A 15,939-nucleotide genomic window follows, 5' to 3' on the forward strand; every position below is an offset into this window, starting at 1 on the left:
GCGAAGGAACCCCCATGAAAAGAATCGCCTTGTTGCTGGGCGCGGCCCTGCTGTTCGCAGGATTCGCCCAGGCCGCCGACAAACCCCTGATCCGCCTCGGCGCGCGGGTGTTCACCGAACAGACCGTGCTGGCCGAAATCACCGCGCAGTACCTGCGCAGCCACGGCTTCGACGTGCGCATCACCGGCGGCCTGGGCAGCACCCTGGCGCGCAGCGCGCAGGAAAGCGGCCAGCTGGACATGGTGTGGGAATACACCGGCGTGTCGCTGGTGTCCTACAACCATATCGACGAACGCATGGACAGCGCCGAGGCCACCTACGCCCGGGTCAAGCAGCTGGACGCGAAGAAGGGCCTGGTGTGGCTGGCACCCTCGAAGTTCAGCAACACCTATGCCCTGGCGCTGCCGCGCAACATCGCCGAGCAGTACCCGCAGGTCAACAGCATCAGCCAGCTCAATCAGGTGCTGCGCGACGAGCCCGACCGCAGCCATGTACTGGCGCTGGACACCGAGTTCGCCAACCGCCCCGACGGCCTGGTGGGCCTGACCCAGACCTACGACCTGCAGTTCACCCGCCGCGACATCCGCCAGATGGACGCCGGGCTGGTGTACACCGCGCTGCGCAACGGCCAGGTGTTCAGTGGGCTGGTGTACACCACCGACGGGCGCCTGAGCGCCTTCGACCTCAAGCTGCTGGACGACGACCTGCACTACTTCCCCGACTACACCGCCGCCCCGGTGGTGCGCCAGGCCGTACTCGACGCCCATCCGCAACTGGCCGGGCTGCTCAAGCCGCTGGCCGAGCAACTGGATGACGAGACCATGCGCCAGCTCAATGCCAAGGTGGACGTCGAGCACCAGAGCCCGAGCAAAGTCGCCGCCGCCTACCTGCGCCAGCATCCACCTGCCGAGGAGCAACCATGAGTCTGCTTGATACCTTCGCCCACCTGGACTGGGCCCAGGTGCTGCAACTGACCTGGGAGCACATCACCCTGGTCGGCATCGCGGTCACCCTGGCCATTCTGATCGGCGTACCGCTGGGCATTCTGATGACCCGCTTTCCGGTGCTTGCCGGGCCTCTGCAGGCCAGCGCCACGGTGCTGCTGACCGTGCCGTCGATCGCCCTGTTCGGCCTGCTGCTGCCGTTCTATTCCAAGTTCGGCCAGGGCCTGGGCCCGCTGCCGGCGATCACCGCGGTGTTTCTGTACTCACTGCTGCCGATTCTGCGCAACACCTACCTGGCGCTGACCAACGTCGAGCCCGGCATACGCGAAGCCGCCCGCGGCATCGGCATGACCTTCGGCCAGCGCCTGCGCATGGTCGAGCTGCCGATTGCGGTACCGGTGATTCTGGCTGGTGTACGCACCGCCGTGGTGATGAACATCGGCGTGATGACCATTGCCGCGACCATCGGTGCCGGTGGCCTTGGCGTACTTATCCTGACCTCCATCAGTCGCAGCGACATGTCGATGCTGCTGGTCGGCGCCGTGCTGGTGAGCCTGCTGGCCATCTTCGCCGACCTGCTGCTGCAAGCCCTGCAACGCTCGCTGACTCCAAAAGGACTGCTCAAATGATCGAACTTCAGAACCTGTGCAAGACCTTCCACAGCAACGGCAAGGACGTAAAGGCCGTCGACTCGGTAAGCCTGACGGTCAACGAAGGCGAGATCTGCGTGTTCCTCGGCCCGTCCGGGTGCGGCAAGAGCACCACCCTCAAGATGATCAACCGCCTGATCGCGCCCACCTCGGGCAAGGTGCTGATCAATGGCGAAGACACCACCGACCTGGACGCGGTGACGCTGCGTCGCACCATCGGCTATGTGATCCAGCAGATCGGCCTGTTCCCCAACATGACCATCGAGGAGAACATCACCGTGGTGCCGCGCCTGCTCGGTTGGGACAAGCACAAGTGCCACGAGCGGGCCCGCGAGCTGATGAGCATGATCAAGCTCGAGCCCAAGCAGTACCTGCACCGCTACCCGCGTGAACTGTCCGGTGGCCAGCAGCAGCGTATCGGCGTGATCCGCGCGCTGGCGGCGGATGCGCCGCTGCTGCTGATGGACGAGCCGTTCGGTGCGGTCGACCCGATCAACCGCGAGATGATCCAGAACGAGTTCTTCGAGATGCAGCGTGCATTGAACAAGACCGTGATCATGGTCAGCCACGACATCGACGAGGCGATCAAGCTGGGCGACAAGATCGCCATCTTCCGCGCCGGCAAGCTGATCCAGATCGACCACCCCGACACCTTGCTGGCGCACCCGGCAGATGACTTCGTGAGCAACTTCGTGGGCCAGGACAGCACCCTCAAGCGCCTGCTGCTGGTGCGTGCCGAGGATGCGGCGGACAACGCGCCATCGGTGAGCCCCGAGACGTCGGTGGCCGATGCGCTGGAGCTGATGGACGAACATGACCGTCGCTACGTGGTGGTCACCGATGGCCAGAACAAGGCGATGGGCTATGTGCGCCGGCGCGACCTGCACCGTCAGCAGGGCACCTGCGCGGACTTCCTGCGCACGTTCAACGCCACCGCCGCGCATGACGAGCACCTGCGCATCCTGCTGTCGCGCATGTACGAGTTCAACCGTTCATGGTTGCCGGTGCTGGACGCCGAGAACGTGTTCCTGGGCGAGGTCACCCAGGAATCGATTGCCGCGTACCTGAGTTCGGGGCGTTCGCGGGGCATGAAGACCAGCATCGTGTCGCCGGCCGAAACGGTGGCCTGAATAGCTCCACCGCGATCTACTGCCGAACAGACAAGGCTGATAACGCCGGTCCGGCAGGCCATGGCCTGTGTGATCGGCGTAGCGAAGGCGTTGTCAGAACCCTACACTGGCCTGCACATAGAACGTGCGCGGCTCGCCCAGGTAGATCCCCGAATTGTTGTCGCTGGAACGGGTGAAGAACTGCTTGTCGAAGATGTTCTTCACCCCCGCCGCCAGCTTCAGGTTCGACAGCTGGGCACCAAAGTCATACCCGCCCCGCGCACTCCAGGTCACATACCCCGGAATGTCGCCATACTGCCCATCAGCCGTCGGTTCGGTGATGTAGTCGCCGGTGAAGGCACCTTTGCTGGTCATGCCGGTACCCGGAGCACGCTGTTTGGATTGCGCATAGGCGTCCACATTCCAGGTCCAGCGGTCCACCTGGTAACGCAGCCCGGCATTGGCGATCTGTCGTGAGTAGAACGGCAGGTCGCGCCCTTCGAAGCCCGGGATCGCCCCTTCATAGGTGGCGCGGGTGTAGGTGAAGCCGGCGTTCGCGCTCAAGCCCTGCAGACGCGGGTCCAGCCCTGCCAGGTCGTAGTGCATCGAGGCCTCGATGCCCTGGTGCTTGGTCGCGCCCAGGTTGGTCCAGCCCACGTCGTTGCTGATGTACTGCAGCTCGTCATCGAAGTCGATGTAGAACGCGGTCAGCTCGCCGCCCCAGTTGCCGTTGTCATAGCGCGTGCCGATCTCGTAGGTCTTGGCCTTCTCGGCCTGCAGGCCGTTGGCGGTCTGGTCGCCCTGCCCGCCCTGGCCCAGCTGGAAGTACTGCAGGCTGCCGAACGAGGTCTCGTAGTTGGCGAACAGCTTCCACGCATCGGACAGGTGATACATCACGCTCAATGCCGGCAGCGGTTCGTTGCTGGTCACGCTGCGGCTCTTGGCCACCACCGGCTTGTTGCCCAGGCCCATGACCGGGCGATCGTTCCAGTCGGTGTTGATGTGCTCGAAACGCACGCCCGGGGTGATGGTCCAGTTGCCCACGTCGATCTTGTTGTCGATGTAGTAGGCGCTGGCCTCGGTGCCGCCGGTACGGTCCTGGTACACGTGGCCGTCGGATTCCGGGGTCACGGTGGGCACGTTGTCGATCAGCGCCAGGCGCGTGGCCTGCTCGTGCATGGCTTCCTTGAGGTAGCGATAACCGACGCTGACCTCCTGGGTGGCCGGGCCGGTGACGAACACCCGCGACAGGCGCGGCTCGACGGCAAAGGTGTGGTAACTGCGCGGGTACGACGACAGCGTCTGCTGGTCGCGCGCGGCAATGCTGCTGCCACGGAAGCTGTCGGTGTAGTAGGTCTGCACCTCGAACTGGGTCACGTCGTCGATCTGGCGCAGGTACTTGAGCGAGACATCCTTGCGCCGACCGGTGAAGTTGTCGTGGTCGCGGTCGGACTGGTAGGGGTTCTTGTCGAACTGGGCCTGGGTCAGGCCGCCGGGCATGTCGGCCTTGCCATCGTAGTAATGGAAGTTCAGCGACAGCTCGTCACGGTCGGTCAGCGCCCAGTGGGTCTTGAACAGCACGTCGTCGATGTCGTTGCTGTTGTTGCTGCTGCGGTAGCCATTGCCCTTGACCCCGGAGTACAGCAACGCCGCACCCAGGCCATTGTCGGCGGTGCCGCCAAGGAAGGCCGACTCGATGTGCTTCCAGCCGCCATGACGCGAGGTCTGGATCGTGGTGCCCAGCTCGCCGGTGGCCTTCTCGGGGATGGCTCGGGTGACGAAGTTGATCACCCCGCCGACGTTCTGCGGCCCATAGCGCACCGAGCCTGCGCCGCGCACCACGTCGATGCTGTCCAGGTTGCCCGAGGAAATCGGCGCCATCGACAACTGCGGCTGGCCATACGGGGCGAATGCGGCGGGAATGCCGTCGATCAGCACCGTGGAACGCGGCGACAGGCGCGAGGTGAGCCCGCGCACGCCGACGTTCAGCGCGATGTCGCTGCCGCCGGTGCCGTTGGAGTCCTGCACCTGCACACCCGGCACCCCGCGCAGCACGTCGCGCACGCTCAGCGCGCCCTGCTCGACCATGGCTTCACGGCGTACCACGGTGCGCGCACCGGGGTGGTTCTGTACCACGCTTTCCTGGGCGTCGCCCAGCCAGTCGCCGACCATGCTGATGTCGGTAGGCGCCAGCTCCAGGGTGCCGGGCGCCGTGCTCACCGGCTGCGCCGCGTGCAGCACCACGGTGCCCTGGGAAATCTCGTAGGTCAGCCCGCTGCCCTGCAGCAGGGCCTGCAGCGCCTGTTCGGGGGCCAGGTTGCCGGACACCGCCGGGGCCTGCTTGCCGGCCACCAGGTCGGGGCTGAAGAACAGTTGCAGCGATGTCTGCCGGCCCAGCTGGCCCAGTGCCGCGGCCAGCGGCTGGGCCTGGATCTGGATGCTGGTGGGTGCCGAATCGGCGTAGCTGTTGGCGATGCCGCCGCTGACGGCCAATGCCAGTGCCAGCGGCAGCCAGCGTTTGGAAACCTTGTTGTTGTTCACGTCGTCGAGAAGTCCTGAGGGTCAGAAAATCGGCCACTGCCTGCGAATGAAAATGCTTGGCAGTTGCAGTTGGGCAGGAAGACGAACAACGGGAAAAAAACCTGAATCTATTTTGCGATTATTTCTTGCGAGCCATCGGCATGGGCCTTGATGGCCACCGGCAGGATGCTGGGCAAGGCGCGCAGCAGGGCGTCGGTGTCATCGGTGCTGAAGCTGCTGCTGAGGCGCAGCGCCGCCGTTTTGCCGGGGGCCACGCGCAGCGGGTGTTCGCGGTAGCGCGACACCTCGCGCACCACCTCGCCCAGCGGCACATCGTTGAACACCAGTTTGCCGCCGCGCCAGGCGGTCAACGCGGCGGCGTCCACCGTATAGGGCGCTGCCACCGCGCCATGGGCATCGATGTGCGAACCGAGGCCGGCGCTCAGCAGCGCCTGCCCCTGGCCGTCGCCCTGCACGCGCACCGAACCCTGCTCGACCGCCACACGGGTCTGCTCGCTGTCGCGGCGCACATCGAAGCGCGTACCGGTGACCGTGACCTTGCCATGGCCGGTGCTGACCACGAAGGGGCGGGCCGTATCATGGGCAACGCTGAACATCACCTCGCCCTGCTCCAGGCGAATGTCCCGCTGCCCGGCACTGAAACTCACCTGCACCCGCGTGCGGCCGTTGAGCTCCAGGCGCGAGCCATCGGGCAGGTCGAGCTGGCGACGCTCGCCCAGGCCGGTCTGCATCTGGCCCTGGTAATTGAGCTGGTGCTGCTGCCAGCCTAACCAGCCAAGCCCTGCCGCGACCGCCACCACACTGGCTGCCAGGGCCTGGCGCAACAGGCGTCGACGCGGCAGCTGGCGCACCGGGTCGGGCGCGCACAAGGCCTGCAGGCGCTCGCGCGGCAGCAGGTCGGCCGCGCCCCACAGGCGCCCGAGCAGGTCGTACTCATATTTATGCTGGGGGTGCTGCGCCAGCCAGGCATGCAGTTGCGCCTGCTGCTGGGGCGTCAGGGGCGCATCGCGGCCACGGGCGAACCATTCGGCGGCCTGGTCGCGCACGGCGTCATCGCCGCAGGGGCATGTGCCCTGATTCATGAAAACATTTGCCTGACTCATCTCGTTGACACATCCAGGTGCTCACGCAGATGCCGGAGCGTGCGGATCATATACTTTTCGACCATGTTCTTGGTCAAGCCCATGCGCTCGGCGATCTCGGCCTGGGTCAGGCCTTCGAGCTTCTGCCAGATGAACACCTTGCGGCAGTTGAGCGGCAGCTCGGCCAGGGCGCGTTCCACGCTGTCGGCCAGCTCCAGTGCATGCACATAGGCCTCGGGGTCATCGCCCGGGGTGGGCGACAGGTCCAGCCCTTCCTGCTCCAGGGCCTGGCGCCGGTCTTCGCGCCGGTAGCCGTCCACGGCAATGTTGCGTGCCGTCTGGTGCAGATAGGCGCGCGGCTGCTCGACTGGCAGGGCGGGGTTTTCCAGCACCCGCACAAAGGCATCGTGCGCGAGGTCCTCGGCCTGCTGACGACTGCGCAGCTTGCGTGTCCAGGTGCCGATCAGCTCATGGTAGTGGTCGAGGAAGCCTTTGTGTCGAGACACGGTGCGGGGGTCGTCGCTAGGCGGGAGGGAGGTTGCGAATAGTAATGTTTCTTATTAAACCCGGCAATCACCGCCGAGCGATTGCCCTGCAACAGCGCCCATGCGAGCGGCTAAAAATATGCACACACGCCCCGCTGCGAACGGTGCCCGTGCCCTGCCCGTTCAAGCTGTTTGCGTGCGCTTGCCCAACCTTTTGGGGCCATCGTCGCCGAAGTTGACGCCATCGTTGTTTTAGCTGAGTTGGCCTGCAAAAGCTGCGAACGTGCGGGTATTTTTAACGCTTCGCAAAACTTCGGGAACATCTGCCTGTCATCCGGGTCGGTTAAAACGAGGGGTGTCTGCAACGTGCGTCAGCGTAGCGAAAAAACGCGAGATTTTTTGTTGATCTTGAATCCTTCAGGTCCTAAAGTTCGCGCCGAGCGTCCATGCTGGAAACGATCCATCCGGCTCAAGTACTGACGACGAGACAGCAAGGTCACCCGCTGCGCAGCTTCTGCGACCCGGTTGACCTTTTTGCTTTCGGCGACATGCCTTGGGAAGTAGGCGAACCAAAGTGGGGATACGGAGGGCGCTCAGTTGCAGCCACTTATTCATTCAGTTTGCCCATGGAGTCCCCCAGCATGTCGATCCAGGTCGAAGACTACTTCGCACGCGATACCTTCAACAAAATGAAGGCGTTCGCCGACAAGCAAGAAACCCCGTTCGTGCTCATCGACACGGCCATGATCAGCAAGGCCTATGACGACCTGCGCGCCGGTTTCGAATTCGCCAAGGTGTACTACGCGGTCAAGGCCAACCCTGCGGTCGAAATCATCGACCTGCTCAAGGACAAGGGCTCGAACTTCGACATCGCCTCGATCTACGAGCTGGACAAGGTAATGGCCCGCGGCATCGGCCCGGAGCGCATCAGCTACGGCAACACCATCAAGAAATCCAAGGACATCCGCTACTTCTACGAGAAGGGCGTGCGCCTGTACGCCACCGACTCCGAAGCCGACCTGCGCAATATCGCCAAGGCCGCACCGGGCTCGAAAGTGTATGTACGCATCCTTACCGAAGGCTCCACCACCGCCGACTGGCCGCTGTCGCGCAAGTTCGGCTGCCAGACCGACATGGCCATGGACCTGCTGATCCTGGCCCGCGACCTGGGCCTGGTGCCTTACGGCATTTCCTTCCACGTGGGTTCGCAGCAGCGCGACATCAGCGTGTGGGATGCGGCCATCGCCAAGGTCAAGGTGATCTTCGAGCGCCTGAAGGAAGAAGACGGCATCGTGCTCAAGCTGATCAACATGGGTGGTGGCTTTCCGGCCAACTACATCACCCGTACCAACAGCCTGGAAACCTACGCCGAAGAGATCATTCGCTTTCTCAAGGAAGACTTCGGCGACGACCTGCCGGAAATCATCCTGGAGCCTGGCCGCTCGCTGATCGCCAACGCCGGCATCCTGGTCAGCGAAGTGGTGCTGGTGGCGCGCAAGTCGCGTACCGCCGTGGAGCGCTGGGTATACACCGACGTGGGCAAGTTCTCCGGCCTGATCGAAACCATGGACGAGTCGATCAAGTTCCCGATCTGGACCGAGAAGAAAGGCGAGATGGAAGAGGTGGTGATCGCCGGCCCGACCTGCGACAGCGCCGACATCATGTACGAACACTACAAGTACGGCCTGCCGCTGAACCTGGCCATCGGTGACCGCCTGTACTGGCTGTCGACCGGCGCCTACACCACCAGCTACAGCGCGGTGGAGTTCAACGGCTTCCCGCCGCTGAAGGCGTACTACCTGTAACCACGGGTCAGTTGCACACGAAAGGCGACGGTTGCAACCGTCGCCTTTTTTCATGGGCCCACGCGGTCAGCTCAGCACACGCAGTACATGTGCCTCGAACTCGAGGTTCTCCCCGCTGATCACATTCAGGTAATCCATGCCGTCGGAGTGACGGTAGTTGCCGATGCTGCACTCGTAGGTGTCATAGAGCTTCAGTCGCAGCACGTCATGGTCGCCCCACTCCCCCATGGGCTTGACCAGCCAGGGCTCGCTGGTACCCCCCGGGAACAGGCCCACATAGTGATTGAAGTTCTTGCCCACCGCCGCGCCCCGATAGAACCCGGTATCCGAAGAGCTGGAGATGTTGTAGGTAATGCGCCGGTCGGTGTGGGAGACGTAGTCGAAACGAAAATTGACCGGCTTGATGAGCCGGGTGTCGGTCATCACCTGCAACCAGCCATCGTTGTCGATGCCGCCTTCGACCAGGCTGATACCGATACGGCCCTTGTGGCCCGGCGTCACCGAGTAGAGGCTGGCGATGAATGAGAAATTCCAGGTGTCACTCATGGCGACCCCCTGCGCAGGCAAGGCCCGGGTGACTGGCAAGACGGTGGTTGCTGTTCATGGTCGATCTTCCTTGAGAAGCATGGGAGTGATCGAGCATAGAAAGGCGGCAGGCTAAACCCGAGAGTGAAGGCTTTCCGTGGCCTGCCGCGACACCTGCTCCAGACGTTGCCGATAGGCCCCCGCCATCGCCTGGATCTGCGGCTGCTCGGCCTGCTCCAGGCTGGCCACTGCAGCACGCAGGAAGTTGCCGTTACCCTGCTCCAGGGCCTTTTGCAGCCACGCCAGCGACTGCTCCATGTGGCCTTGCTCGGCAAGGATCGCCGCATGGCTGAACTGCCCGCGAAAATCGCCGGCCTCGGCAGAAAGACGGTACCAGTGCATGGCGGCGTGCCGGTCGGCCGCGCAGGCCAGCCCCTGCTCCAGGTAACGTCCCAGCAGGTTCATCGACTTGGCGTGGCCGGCGTGGGCGGCCTGCTGATACAGGTGCAGGGCCGCAGCATGGTCCTGGCCCACACCCCGCCCCGTGGCCAGCAGGTTGGCCAGGTTGTACTGACCCCAGTCCAGCCCTGCGGCAGCGGCCGCACGGTAGTGAGCGGCCGCCGCCGCCAGGTCGGCCTGCCCTCCCCACCCATGCTCCAGGCAGCGCCCGAGCATGTTGTGCCCCATCGCACTGCCCTGGCGGGCGGCAATGCCGAACCAGGTCCGCGCCAGTGCCGGGTCCTGCTCGATGCCACGCCCGTCGAGCAGGATCTGCCCCAGCAGCAGCTGGGCCTCGACAACGTTCTGCGCGGCAGCCGCCAGCAGGGCCTGGGCCGCCTTGCCCGGGTTGTGTTCGATGAGTTGATGCAACTGGTCGATATCGACCTGTTCTTCACGACGCAGGCTGAAGGTCACGGCTCAGACCTCTGCCCAGCGGCGCAGCAGGTTGTGGTAGGTGCCGGTGAGCTGAATCAGCGACGGGTGGTCGGGCACATCCACCGTGAGCTGCTGGATGGCGTTGTCCATCTCGAACAGCAAGGCCCGCTGGCTGTCCTCGCGCACCATGCTCTGGGTCCAGAAAAACGCCGCATAGCGCGCCCCACGGGTTACCGGGTTGACCTTGTGCAGGCTGGTGCCGGGGTACAGCACCATGTCGCCTGCCGCCAGTTTGACCTGCTGCAGGCCATAGGTGTCCTGGATCTCCAGCTCGCCACCGTCGTATTCGTCGGGGTCGCTGAAGAACAGCGTCGACGACAGGTCGGTACGTACCCGCTCATGGCTGCCGCGCGGCTGGCGAATGGCGTTGTCGATGTGAAAGCCGAAGCTGCCCCCTTCGCGGTAGCAGTTGACCAGCGGCGGGAACACCTTGAACGGCAGCGCCGCCGACATGAAGCGCGGGTTGCTCCACAGGCGCTCGATCATCGCGCTGCCGATTTCCTTGGCCAGCGGGTGCGCCTCGGGCAGCTGCAGGTTGTGCTTGGCCTTGGCCGACTGGTAGCCCGCGGTGATCTTGCCGTCGGCCCAATCGGCCTGCTCCAGCGCCTGGCGAATACGCTGCACTTCTTCGCGGGTGAACAGGCCGGGAATGTGTAAAAGCATGGCGCAGGCACCAGGGGTCGGCTAAAGGGCGTCAATGGTATTGATTCTTATTGAACCAGTACAAGCCCCTTGCGAGGGGCGGGACGTTTCAGCAGGCATAAACCGCCACACAAAGGTGTAAAGAATGTAAATTCAGTACGAATAGCAATTGATCTCAATTGTTACTCATATTTGTTTACATTATATTTCGGCGCCTTCACACCTTGGGGACCTTCCGATGTCGCGCCATTACGTGCCTACCGCTGTCAGTTCACCACGCCTGCTTGCTTCTGCCATCGGGGTCGCGTTGAGCGCCACGTCCGCCGGCCACCTGGCCTATGCGGCCGACGCAGCCCCGGCCACAAGCGGCTCGATCGCGCTGGATGCCACCAGCATCAATGGCCAGGCCGATACCGCCAGCACCGACTACAAGGTCGAGAAGTCCTCATCGCAGAAGTACACGGCGCCGCTGGTGGACATCCCGCGCAGCGTGACCGTGGTGCCGCAACAGGTCATCAAGGACACCAACGCCCTGACCCTGCAGGATGCCCTGCGTACCGTGCCGGGCATCACCATGGGCGCCGGCGAAGGCGGCAACCCGTCGGGCGATCGCCCTTTCATTCGCGGCTTCGACTCGCAAGGCTCGATGTACCTGGACGGCGTGCGTGACGTGGGCTCGCAGACCCGCGAGATCTTCGCCATCGAATCGGTTGAAGTGGCCAAGGGCCCCAACTCGACCATCGGCGGGCGCGGTGCAGCCGGCGGCACCATCAACCTGGTGACCAAGAAGGCCCACCTGGGCAACAGCACCGACGGTGCCTTCACCTGGGGCTCGGACCAGACCAAGCGCTACACCTTCGATGGCAACTACCAGTTCCTCGACACCGCAGCGTTTCGCCTGAACCTGATGAGCCACGAAAGCAACGTGGCCGGTCGCGACGAGGTCAACTACGACCGCTGGGGCGTGGCCCCGTCCCTGGTATTCGGCCTGGGTACCCCGACCCGCGTGAGCCTGGACTACTACCACGTGGAGAGCGACGACCTGCCGGATTCGGGCATCCCCTACGGCCTGCGCTCGGGCAGCACCGCCGGGCGCACCTCGGCCAACCCGGACAAGCCTGACGATGGCGGCCGCAGCAGCAACTACTACGGCCTGGTCGATCGCGACTTCTACAAGACCCGTGCCGATATCGCGACCATCGCCGTCGAGCACGACCTGAACGATGCGCTGACCCTCAAGAACACCCTGCGCCACGGCAACACCCTGCAAGACTTCATCTACAGCCAGCCCGACGACAGCAAGGGCAACATCCTCAACGGTGAAGTCTGGCGCCGCCCGAACAACCGCGTGGCCAACACCCGCACCACCACCAACCAGACCGACCTGTTCGGCGAGGTGTACATCGGCGGGTTCAAGAACACCTTCTCCACCGGTATCGAGCTGAGCCGCGAGGCCTCCACCAAGGAAGGCTACGACATCACCGGCTTCCGTTCCGGCAACTGCTCTTCGGCCACCGGCCAGATCCCGGGTGTGTGCACCTCGTTCCCCAATCCCAACCCGAACGAGGCCTGGGGCGGCGACGTGACCCGTACCGATGCCGGCGCCGACACCACCAGCAGCACCCGCGCCATCTACCTGACCGACACCCTGGAGCTGAACCCGGCCTGGCTGCTGACCATGGGCCTGCGCTACGACCACTTCGACACCAAGGCCAAGACCAAGGTGGCGGGCGGTGCGACCAGCTTCAAGACCGAAGACACCAGCGAGTTCGTGACCGGCCAGCTGGGCCTGACCTGGAAGCCGACCGACAACGGCAGCGTGTACATCTCGTATGCGACCTCGGCCACCCCGGCCGGCGCTTCGCTGGGTGAAGGCAGCGACGGCAACCCGCTGCTGACGCCGACCACCACCAGCGACCTGAAGGCCGAAGAGACCACCAACTACGAAATCGGCACCAAGTGGGACCTGCTCGATCAGCGTCTGAACCTGACCGCCGCGATCTTCCGCACCGAGAAGGAAAACGCCCGCGTACTGGTCGATGCCAACACCTACCAGAACGCCGGCAAGAGCCGCGTCGATGGCCTGGAGCTGACCGCCACCGGCAAGCTGACCAATGACTGGCAGGTGTTCGCCGGCTACACCTACATGGACGCCAAGCTGGTCGACGGTGGCGCGCAGTCGGTCGGCGGTGTGCTGGTGGACGGCTACAACGACGGCAACCAGATGCCCAACACGCCGAACAACAGCCTGACCCTGTGGACCACCTACAACGTCACGCCAAAACTCACCCTCGGCGGTGGTGCCTTCTACGTCGACGACGTGTTCGGCAACGTGACCAACAGCGTGATGGTCGATTCGTACTGGCGCTACGACGCCATGGCCAGCTACAAGCTGACCAAGAACGTCGACCTGCAGCTGAACGTGCAGAACCTCACCAACGAGGTCTACTACGACAAGGCCTACGCGGCGCACTACGCCAACCAGGCGGCCGGTCGCACGGCGCTGCTGACCACCAGCTTCCACTTCTGACGGCAGCTGGCAGGCCCGGCCCCGTTCACTTCGGTGATCGGGGCCTTTGTGTATCAAGGCATAATGCGCGGCGCATTCACGCAACCCGCAACACAAGGTGGTCGATGTGGTGAAGAAAAGCCTGTTTCAACTGCACTGGTTCTTCGGCATCACCGCCGGGCTGGTGCTGGCGCTGATGGGAGTGACCGGGGCAACCTGGTCGTTCCAGGACGAATTGCTGCGCCTGTTCAACCCACAGGTGCTCAAGGTGCAGGTGCGCGACGAAGGCGTGCTGCCGCCGGCCGAACTGGTGCGCCGCGTCGAGGCCGAACAGGGCGACAAGGTGTCGATGCTGTGGGTGAACGTGCGCAGCGACGAAGCTGCGCGCATCTTCTTCACCCCACCGCCGGGCGAGCGCCGCGGCACCCTGCGCTATGCCGACCCCTACACCGGCAAGCTGCAGCCCCCGGTCAGTGGCCAGGGGTTCTTCGACCTGATGCTGCAGTTGCACCGCTTCCTCGCCATGGGCGACACCGGCCGGCAGATCACCGGCGCCTGTACCCTGATGCTGATCTTCTTCTGCCTGTCGGGGCTGTACCTGCGCTGGCCGCGCCAGGCGCTGAACTGGCGAACCTGGCTGACCCTGGACTGGGCGAAGAAAGGTCGTGCCTTCAACTGGGACCTGCACGCGGTGGCCGGTACCTGGTGCCTGCTGTTCTACCTGCTGTTTGCCCTGACCGGGTTGTTCTGGTCCTACGAGTGGTACCGCGAGGGGCTGAACCGGTTGCTGGGCGATGCACCGGCCGCTGGCGAACAGCGCAAGCGCGGCGAAGGCCGTGGCCGCCCGCCCGCACCCGGCAAGGATGCGGCGCCGCTGGTGGTGGACTACGACGCCATCTGGACCAGCCTGCAGGCAGCGGCCGGCCCGGGCCTGCGCACCTACAACCTGCGCCTGCCACCGGCCGGCGGCCAGCCCGCCACCCTGTTCTACCTGCTCGACAACGCCGAGCACGAGCGCGCGCTCAACACCCTGAGCCTGGACCCGGCCACCGGCGTGGTACGCCAGCACGATCGCTACACCGACAAGTCGTTCAAGGCGCAGCTGCTGGCCAGCGTGTATGCCCTGCATGTGGGCAGCTACTTCGGGCTCACCGGGCGCATCCTGGTGACCCTCGCCAGCCTGAGCATGCCGCTGTTCTTCATCACCGGCTGGCTGCTGTACCTGGACCGCAGGCGCAAGAAGCGCCAAGTACGCGAGGCCCGCAAGGGCCTGAACCCGGCCGGCGACACAGGCAACGGATGGCTGGTGGGGTTTGCCAGCCAGAGCGGCTTCGCCGAACAACTGGCCTGGCAGAGCGCCGGGCAACTGCAGGCGGCGGGCCTGGCGGTGCGCGTGCAGCCTCTGGCGACGCTGACCGAAACCGATCTGCAGCAGGCGCAACGCGCGTTGTTCGTGGTCAGCACCTTTGGCGACGGCGAGGCGCCGGACAGCGCCCGCGGCTTCGAGCGCAAGGTGCTTGGCCAGCCGTGGACGCTGGGTAACCTGAACTACGCCCTGCTCGCACTGGGAGACCGCCAGTACCCGCATTTCTGCGGGTTTGCGCGCAGCTTGCAGCACTGGCTGGAGGCTCGCGGTGCCACCGCCAGTTTCTCTGCCGTGGAAGTCGACAGTGCAGATCCTGCTGCCTTGCAGCAATGGCAGCAGCAGTTGGCGGCATTGACCGGCGCAGCGCCGCTGTCTGCCTGGCAGCCGCCGCAGTTCAGCGCCTGGACCTTGACCCGGCGCGAGCTGCTCAACCCCGGCAGCCAGGGCGCACCGGTGTACCTGCTCGGCCTGCAACCGTCGCAGCCAGAGCGCTGGGATGCCGGGGACCTGGTCGATGTACTGCCGCGCAATGCCGGTTCGACGGTCAAGGCGTTGCTCGACGGACTTGGCCTTGAGCCTCACACGCCTGTGCGAGTGGACGGCCTGGAGGAGCGCCTGGACCATGCACTGGGCGGGCGGCTGTTGCCGGCCAGCCGCGGCCACCTGATCGGCCTGCACGCGCAGGCGCTGGTGGATGCGTTGATCCCGGTGGCAGCGCGCGAATACTCCATCGCCTCGATTGCCAGTGACGGTGTGCTGGAGCTGATCGTGCGCCAGGAGCGTCATCCGGACGGCACGCTGGGCCTGGGCTCGGGCTGGTTGACCGAACACCTGGCGCTGGGCGCGAGCGTGAGCGTGCGGTTGCGCCGCAACAGCGGTTTCCATCTGCCGACGGCTCCGGCACCGATGATCCTGATCGGCAACGGTACCGGGCTGGCCGGGTTGCGCAGCCTGCTGAGGGCGCGAATCGTGGACGGCGAGCAACGCAACTGGCTGCTGTTTGGCGAACGTAACCGGGCGCATGACTTCCTGTGCGAGGAGGAACTGCAGGGCTGGCTGGCGAGTGGTGAACTGGCGCGGCTGGACCTGGCGTTCTCGCGGGACCAGGCGCAGAAGGTGTATGTGCAGGATCGGCTGCGCGAACAGGCTGATGAGCTGCGCCGATGGCTGGCGGAGGGAGCGTCGATCTATATCTGCGGCAGCCTTGAAGGCATGGCGGCGGGTGTGGATGCGGTGCTGGCCGAGGTGCTGGGGGCTGAAGAGCTTGAGCAGTTGATCGAGCTGGGGCGGTACCGGCGGGATGTGTATTGAGCGTCACTCTTTGCCGGCAAGGCCGGCGCCTAGG

At 64.7% G+C, this 15,939-nt stretch carries 12 protein-coding genes; 6 read left to right on the forward strand and 6 right to left on the reverse strand.

All coding sequences use genetic code 11. The annotated features are described in order from the left end of the window. The first annotated feature begins 14 nt into the window (after positions 1 to 14). Genes ACPRTJ_RS05310 through ACPRTJ_RS05320 form a run of 3 tightly spaced genes read left to right on the forward strand, consistent with a single transcriptional unit; the run spans position 15 to position 2,724 of the window. Entirely contained in the window at positions 15 to 923 is a 909-nt protein-coding gene (locus tag ACPRTJ_RS05310) for a glycine betaine ABC transporter substrate-binding protein (protein ID WP_088515319.1), read from the forward strand. Next, positions 920 to 1,573 carry an ABC transporter permease gene (locus ACPRTJ_RS05315; protein ID WP_043862504.1) on the forward strand — a complete coding sequence of 218 codons (654 nt, stop codon included), beginning with the start codon at positions 920 to 922 and terminating at the stop codon, positions 1,571 to 1,573. Before ACPRTJ_RS05310 ends, ACPRTJ_RS05315 begins: the two co-directional genes overlap by 4 nt. Then, entirely contained in the window at positions 1,570 to 2,724 is a 1,155-nt protein-coding gene (locus tag ACPRTJ_RS05320; RefSeq protein ID WP_043862505.1) for a betaine/proline/choline family ABC transporter ATP-binding protein, read from the forward strand. The genes ACPRTJ_RS05315 and ACPRTJ_RS05320 overlap by 4 nt, the downstream gene beginning before the upstream one ends. 93 nt (positions 2,725 to 2,817) lie before the next feature. Here ACPRTJ_RS05320 and ACPRTJ_RS05325 read toward each other — a convergent pair whose 3' ends face one another. From ACPRTJ_RS05325 to ACPRTJ_RS05335, 3 genes are all read right to left on the reverse strand, one after another. Continuing rightward, entirely contained in the window at positions 2,818 to 5,244 is a 2,427-nt protein-coding gene (locus tag ACPRTJ_RS05325) for a TonB-dependent siderophore receptor (protein ID WP_043862506.1), read from the reverse strand. A gap of 107 nt (positions 5,245 to 5,351) precedes the next feature. Then, positions 5,352 to 6,326: a FecR family protein gene (locus tag ACPRTJ_RS05330; protein WP_426428297.1), complete on the reverse strand. Its 975-nt coding sequence runs from the start codon at positions 6,324 to 6,326 to the stop codon at positions 5,352 to 5,354. 17 nt (positions 6,327 to 6,343) lie between these two features. Continuing rightward, positions 6,344 to 6,832, reverse strand: a complete 489-nt coding sequence (locus tag ACPRTJ_RS05335) for an RNA polymerase sigma factor (RefSeq protein ID WP_043862508.1) — start codon at positions 6,830 to 6,832, stop codon at positions 6,344 to 6,346. Between the two features lie 620 nt (positions 6,833 to 7,452). Between ACPRTJ_RS05335 and ACPRTJ_RS05340 the strand changes: the two genes are divergently transcribed. Then, positions 7,453 to 8,616, forward strand: coding sequence for a type III PLP-dependent enzyme (locus ACPRTJ_RS05340; RefSeq protein ID WP_043862509.1), 1,164 nt, complete (start codon positions 7,453 to 7,455; stop codon positions 8,614 to 8,616). Between the two features lie 66 nt (positions 8,617 to 8,682). Here ACPRTJ_RS05340 and ACPRTJ_RS05345 read toward each other — a convergent pair whose 3' ends face one another. The 3 genes from ACPRTJ_RS05345 to ACPRTJ_RS05355 form a co-directional block, all read right to left on the reverse strand. Continuing rightward, complete coding sequence (locus tag ACPRTJ_RS05345) at positions 8,683 to 9,162, reverse strand: hypothetical protein (protein ID WP_054916403.1); 480 nt, start codon at positions 9,160 to 9,162, stop codon at positions 8,683 to 8,685. A 111-nt stretch (positions 9,163 to 9,273) separates the two neighbouring features. Continuing rightward, the gene (locus tag ACPRTJ_RS05350) at positions 9,274 to 10,056 is read right to left on the reverse strand and encodes a tetratricopeptide repeat protein (RefSeq protein WP_426428299.1); all 783 of its coding nucleotides are present in this window, start codon (positions 10,054 to 10,056) and stop codon (positions 9,274 to 9,276) included. A gap of 3 nt (positions 10,057 to 10,059) precedes the next feature. Beyond that, positions 10,060 to 10,740 carry a Fe2+-dependent dioxygenase gene (locus ACPRTJ_RS05355; RefSeq protein WP_043862512.1) on the reverse strand — a complete coding sequence of 227 codons (681 nt, stop codon included), beginning with the start codon at positions 10,738 to 10,740 and terminating at the stop codon, positions 10,060 to 10,062. Between the two features lie 217 nt (positions 10,741 to 10,957). Here ACPRTJ_RS05355 and ACPRTJ_RS05360 point away from each other — a divergent pair, with 217 nt between their 5' ends. Both ACPRTJ_RS05360 and ACPRTJ_RS05365 read left to right on the forward strand, forming a co-directional pair. Beyond that, positions 10,958 to 13,249, forward strand: coding sequence for a TonB-dependent receptor (locus tag ACPRTJ_RS05360; RefSeq protein WP_058541413.1), 2,292 nt, complete (start codon positions 10,958 to 10,960; stop codon positions 13,247 to 13,249). Between the two features lie 106 nt (positions 13,250 to 13,355). Next, a complete protein-coding gene (locus ACPRTJ_RS05365; RefSeq protein WP_123752923.1) occupies positions 13,356 to 15,905 on the forward strand; it encodes a PepSY domain-containing protein in 2,550 nt (849 codons plus the stop codon). Positions 15,906 to 15,939: the final 34 nt, after the last annotated feature.

The sequence above is a fragment of the Pseudomonas palmensis genome (assembly GCF_049942755.1).
Taxonomy (GTDB): domain Bacteria; phylum Pseudomonadota; class Gammaproteobacteria; order Pseudomonadales; family Pseudomonadaceae; genus Aquipseudomonas; species Aquipseudomonas palmensis.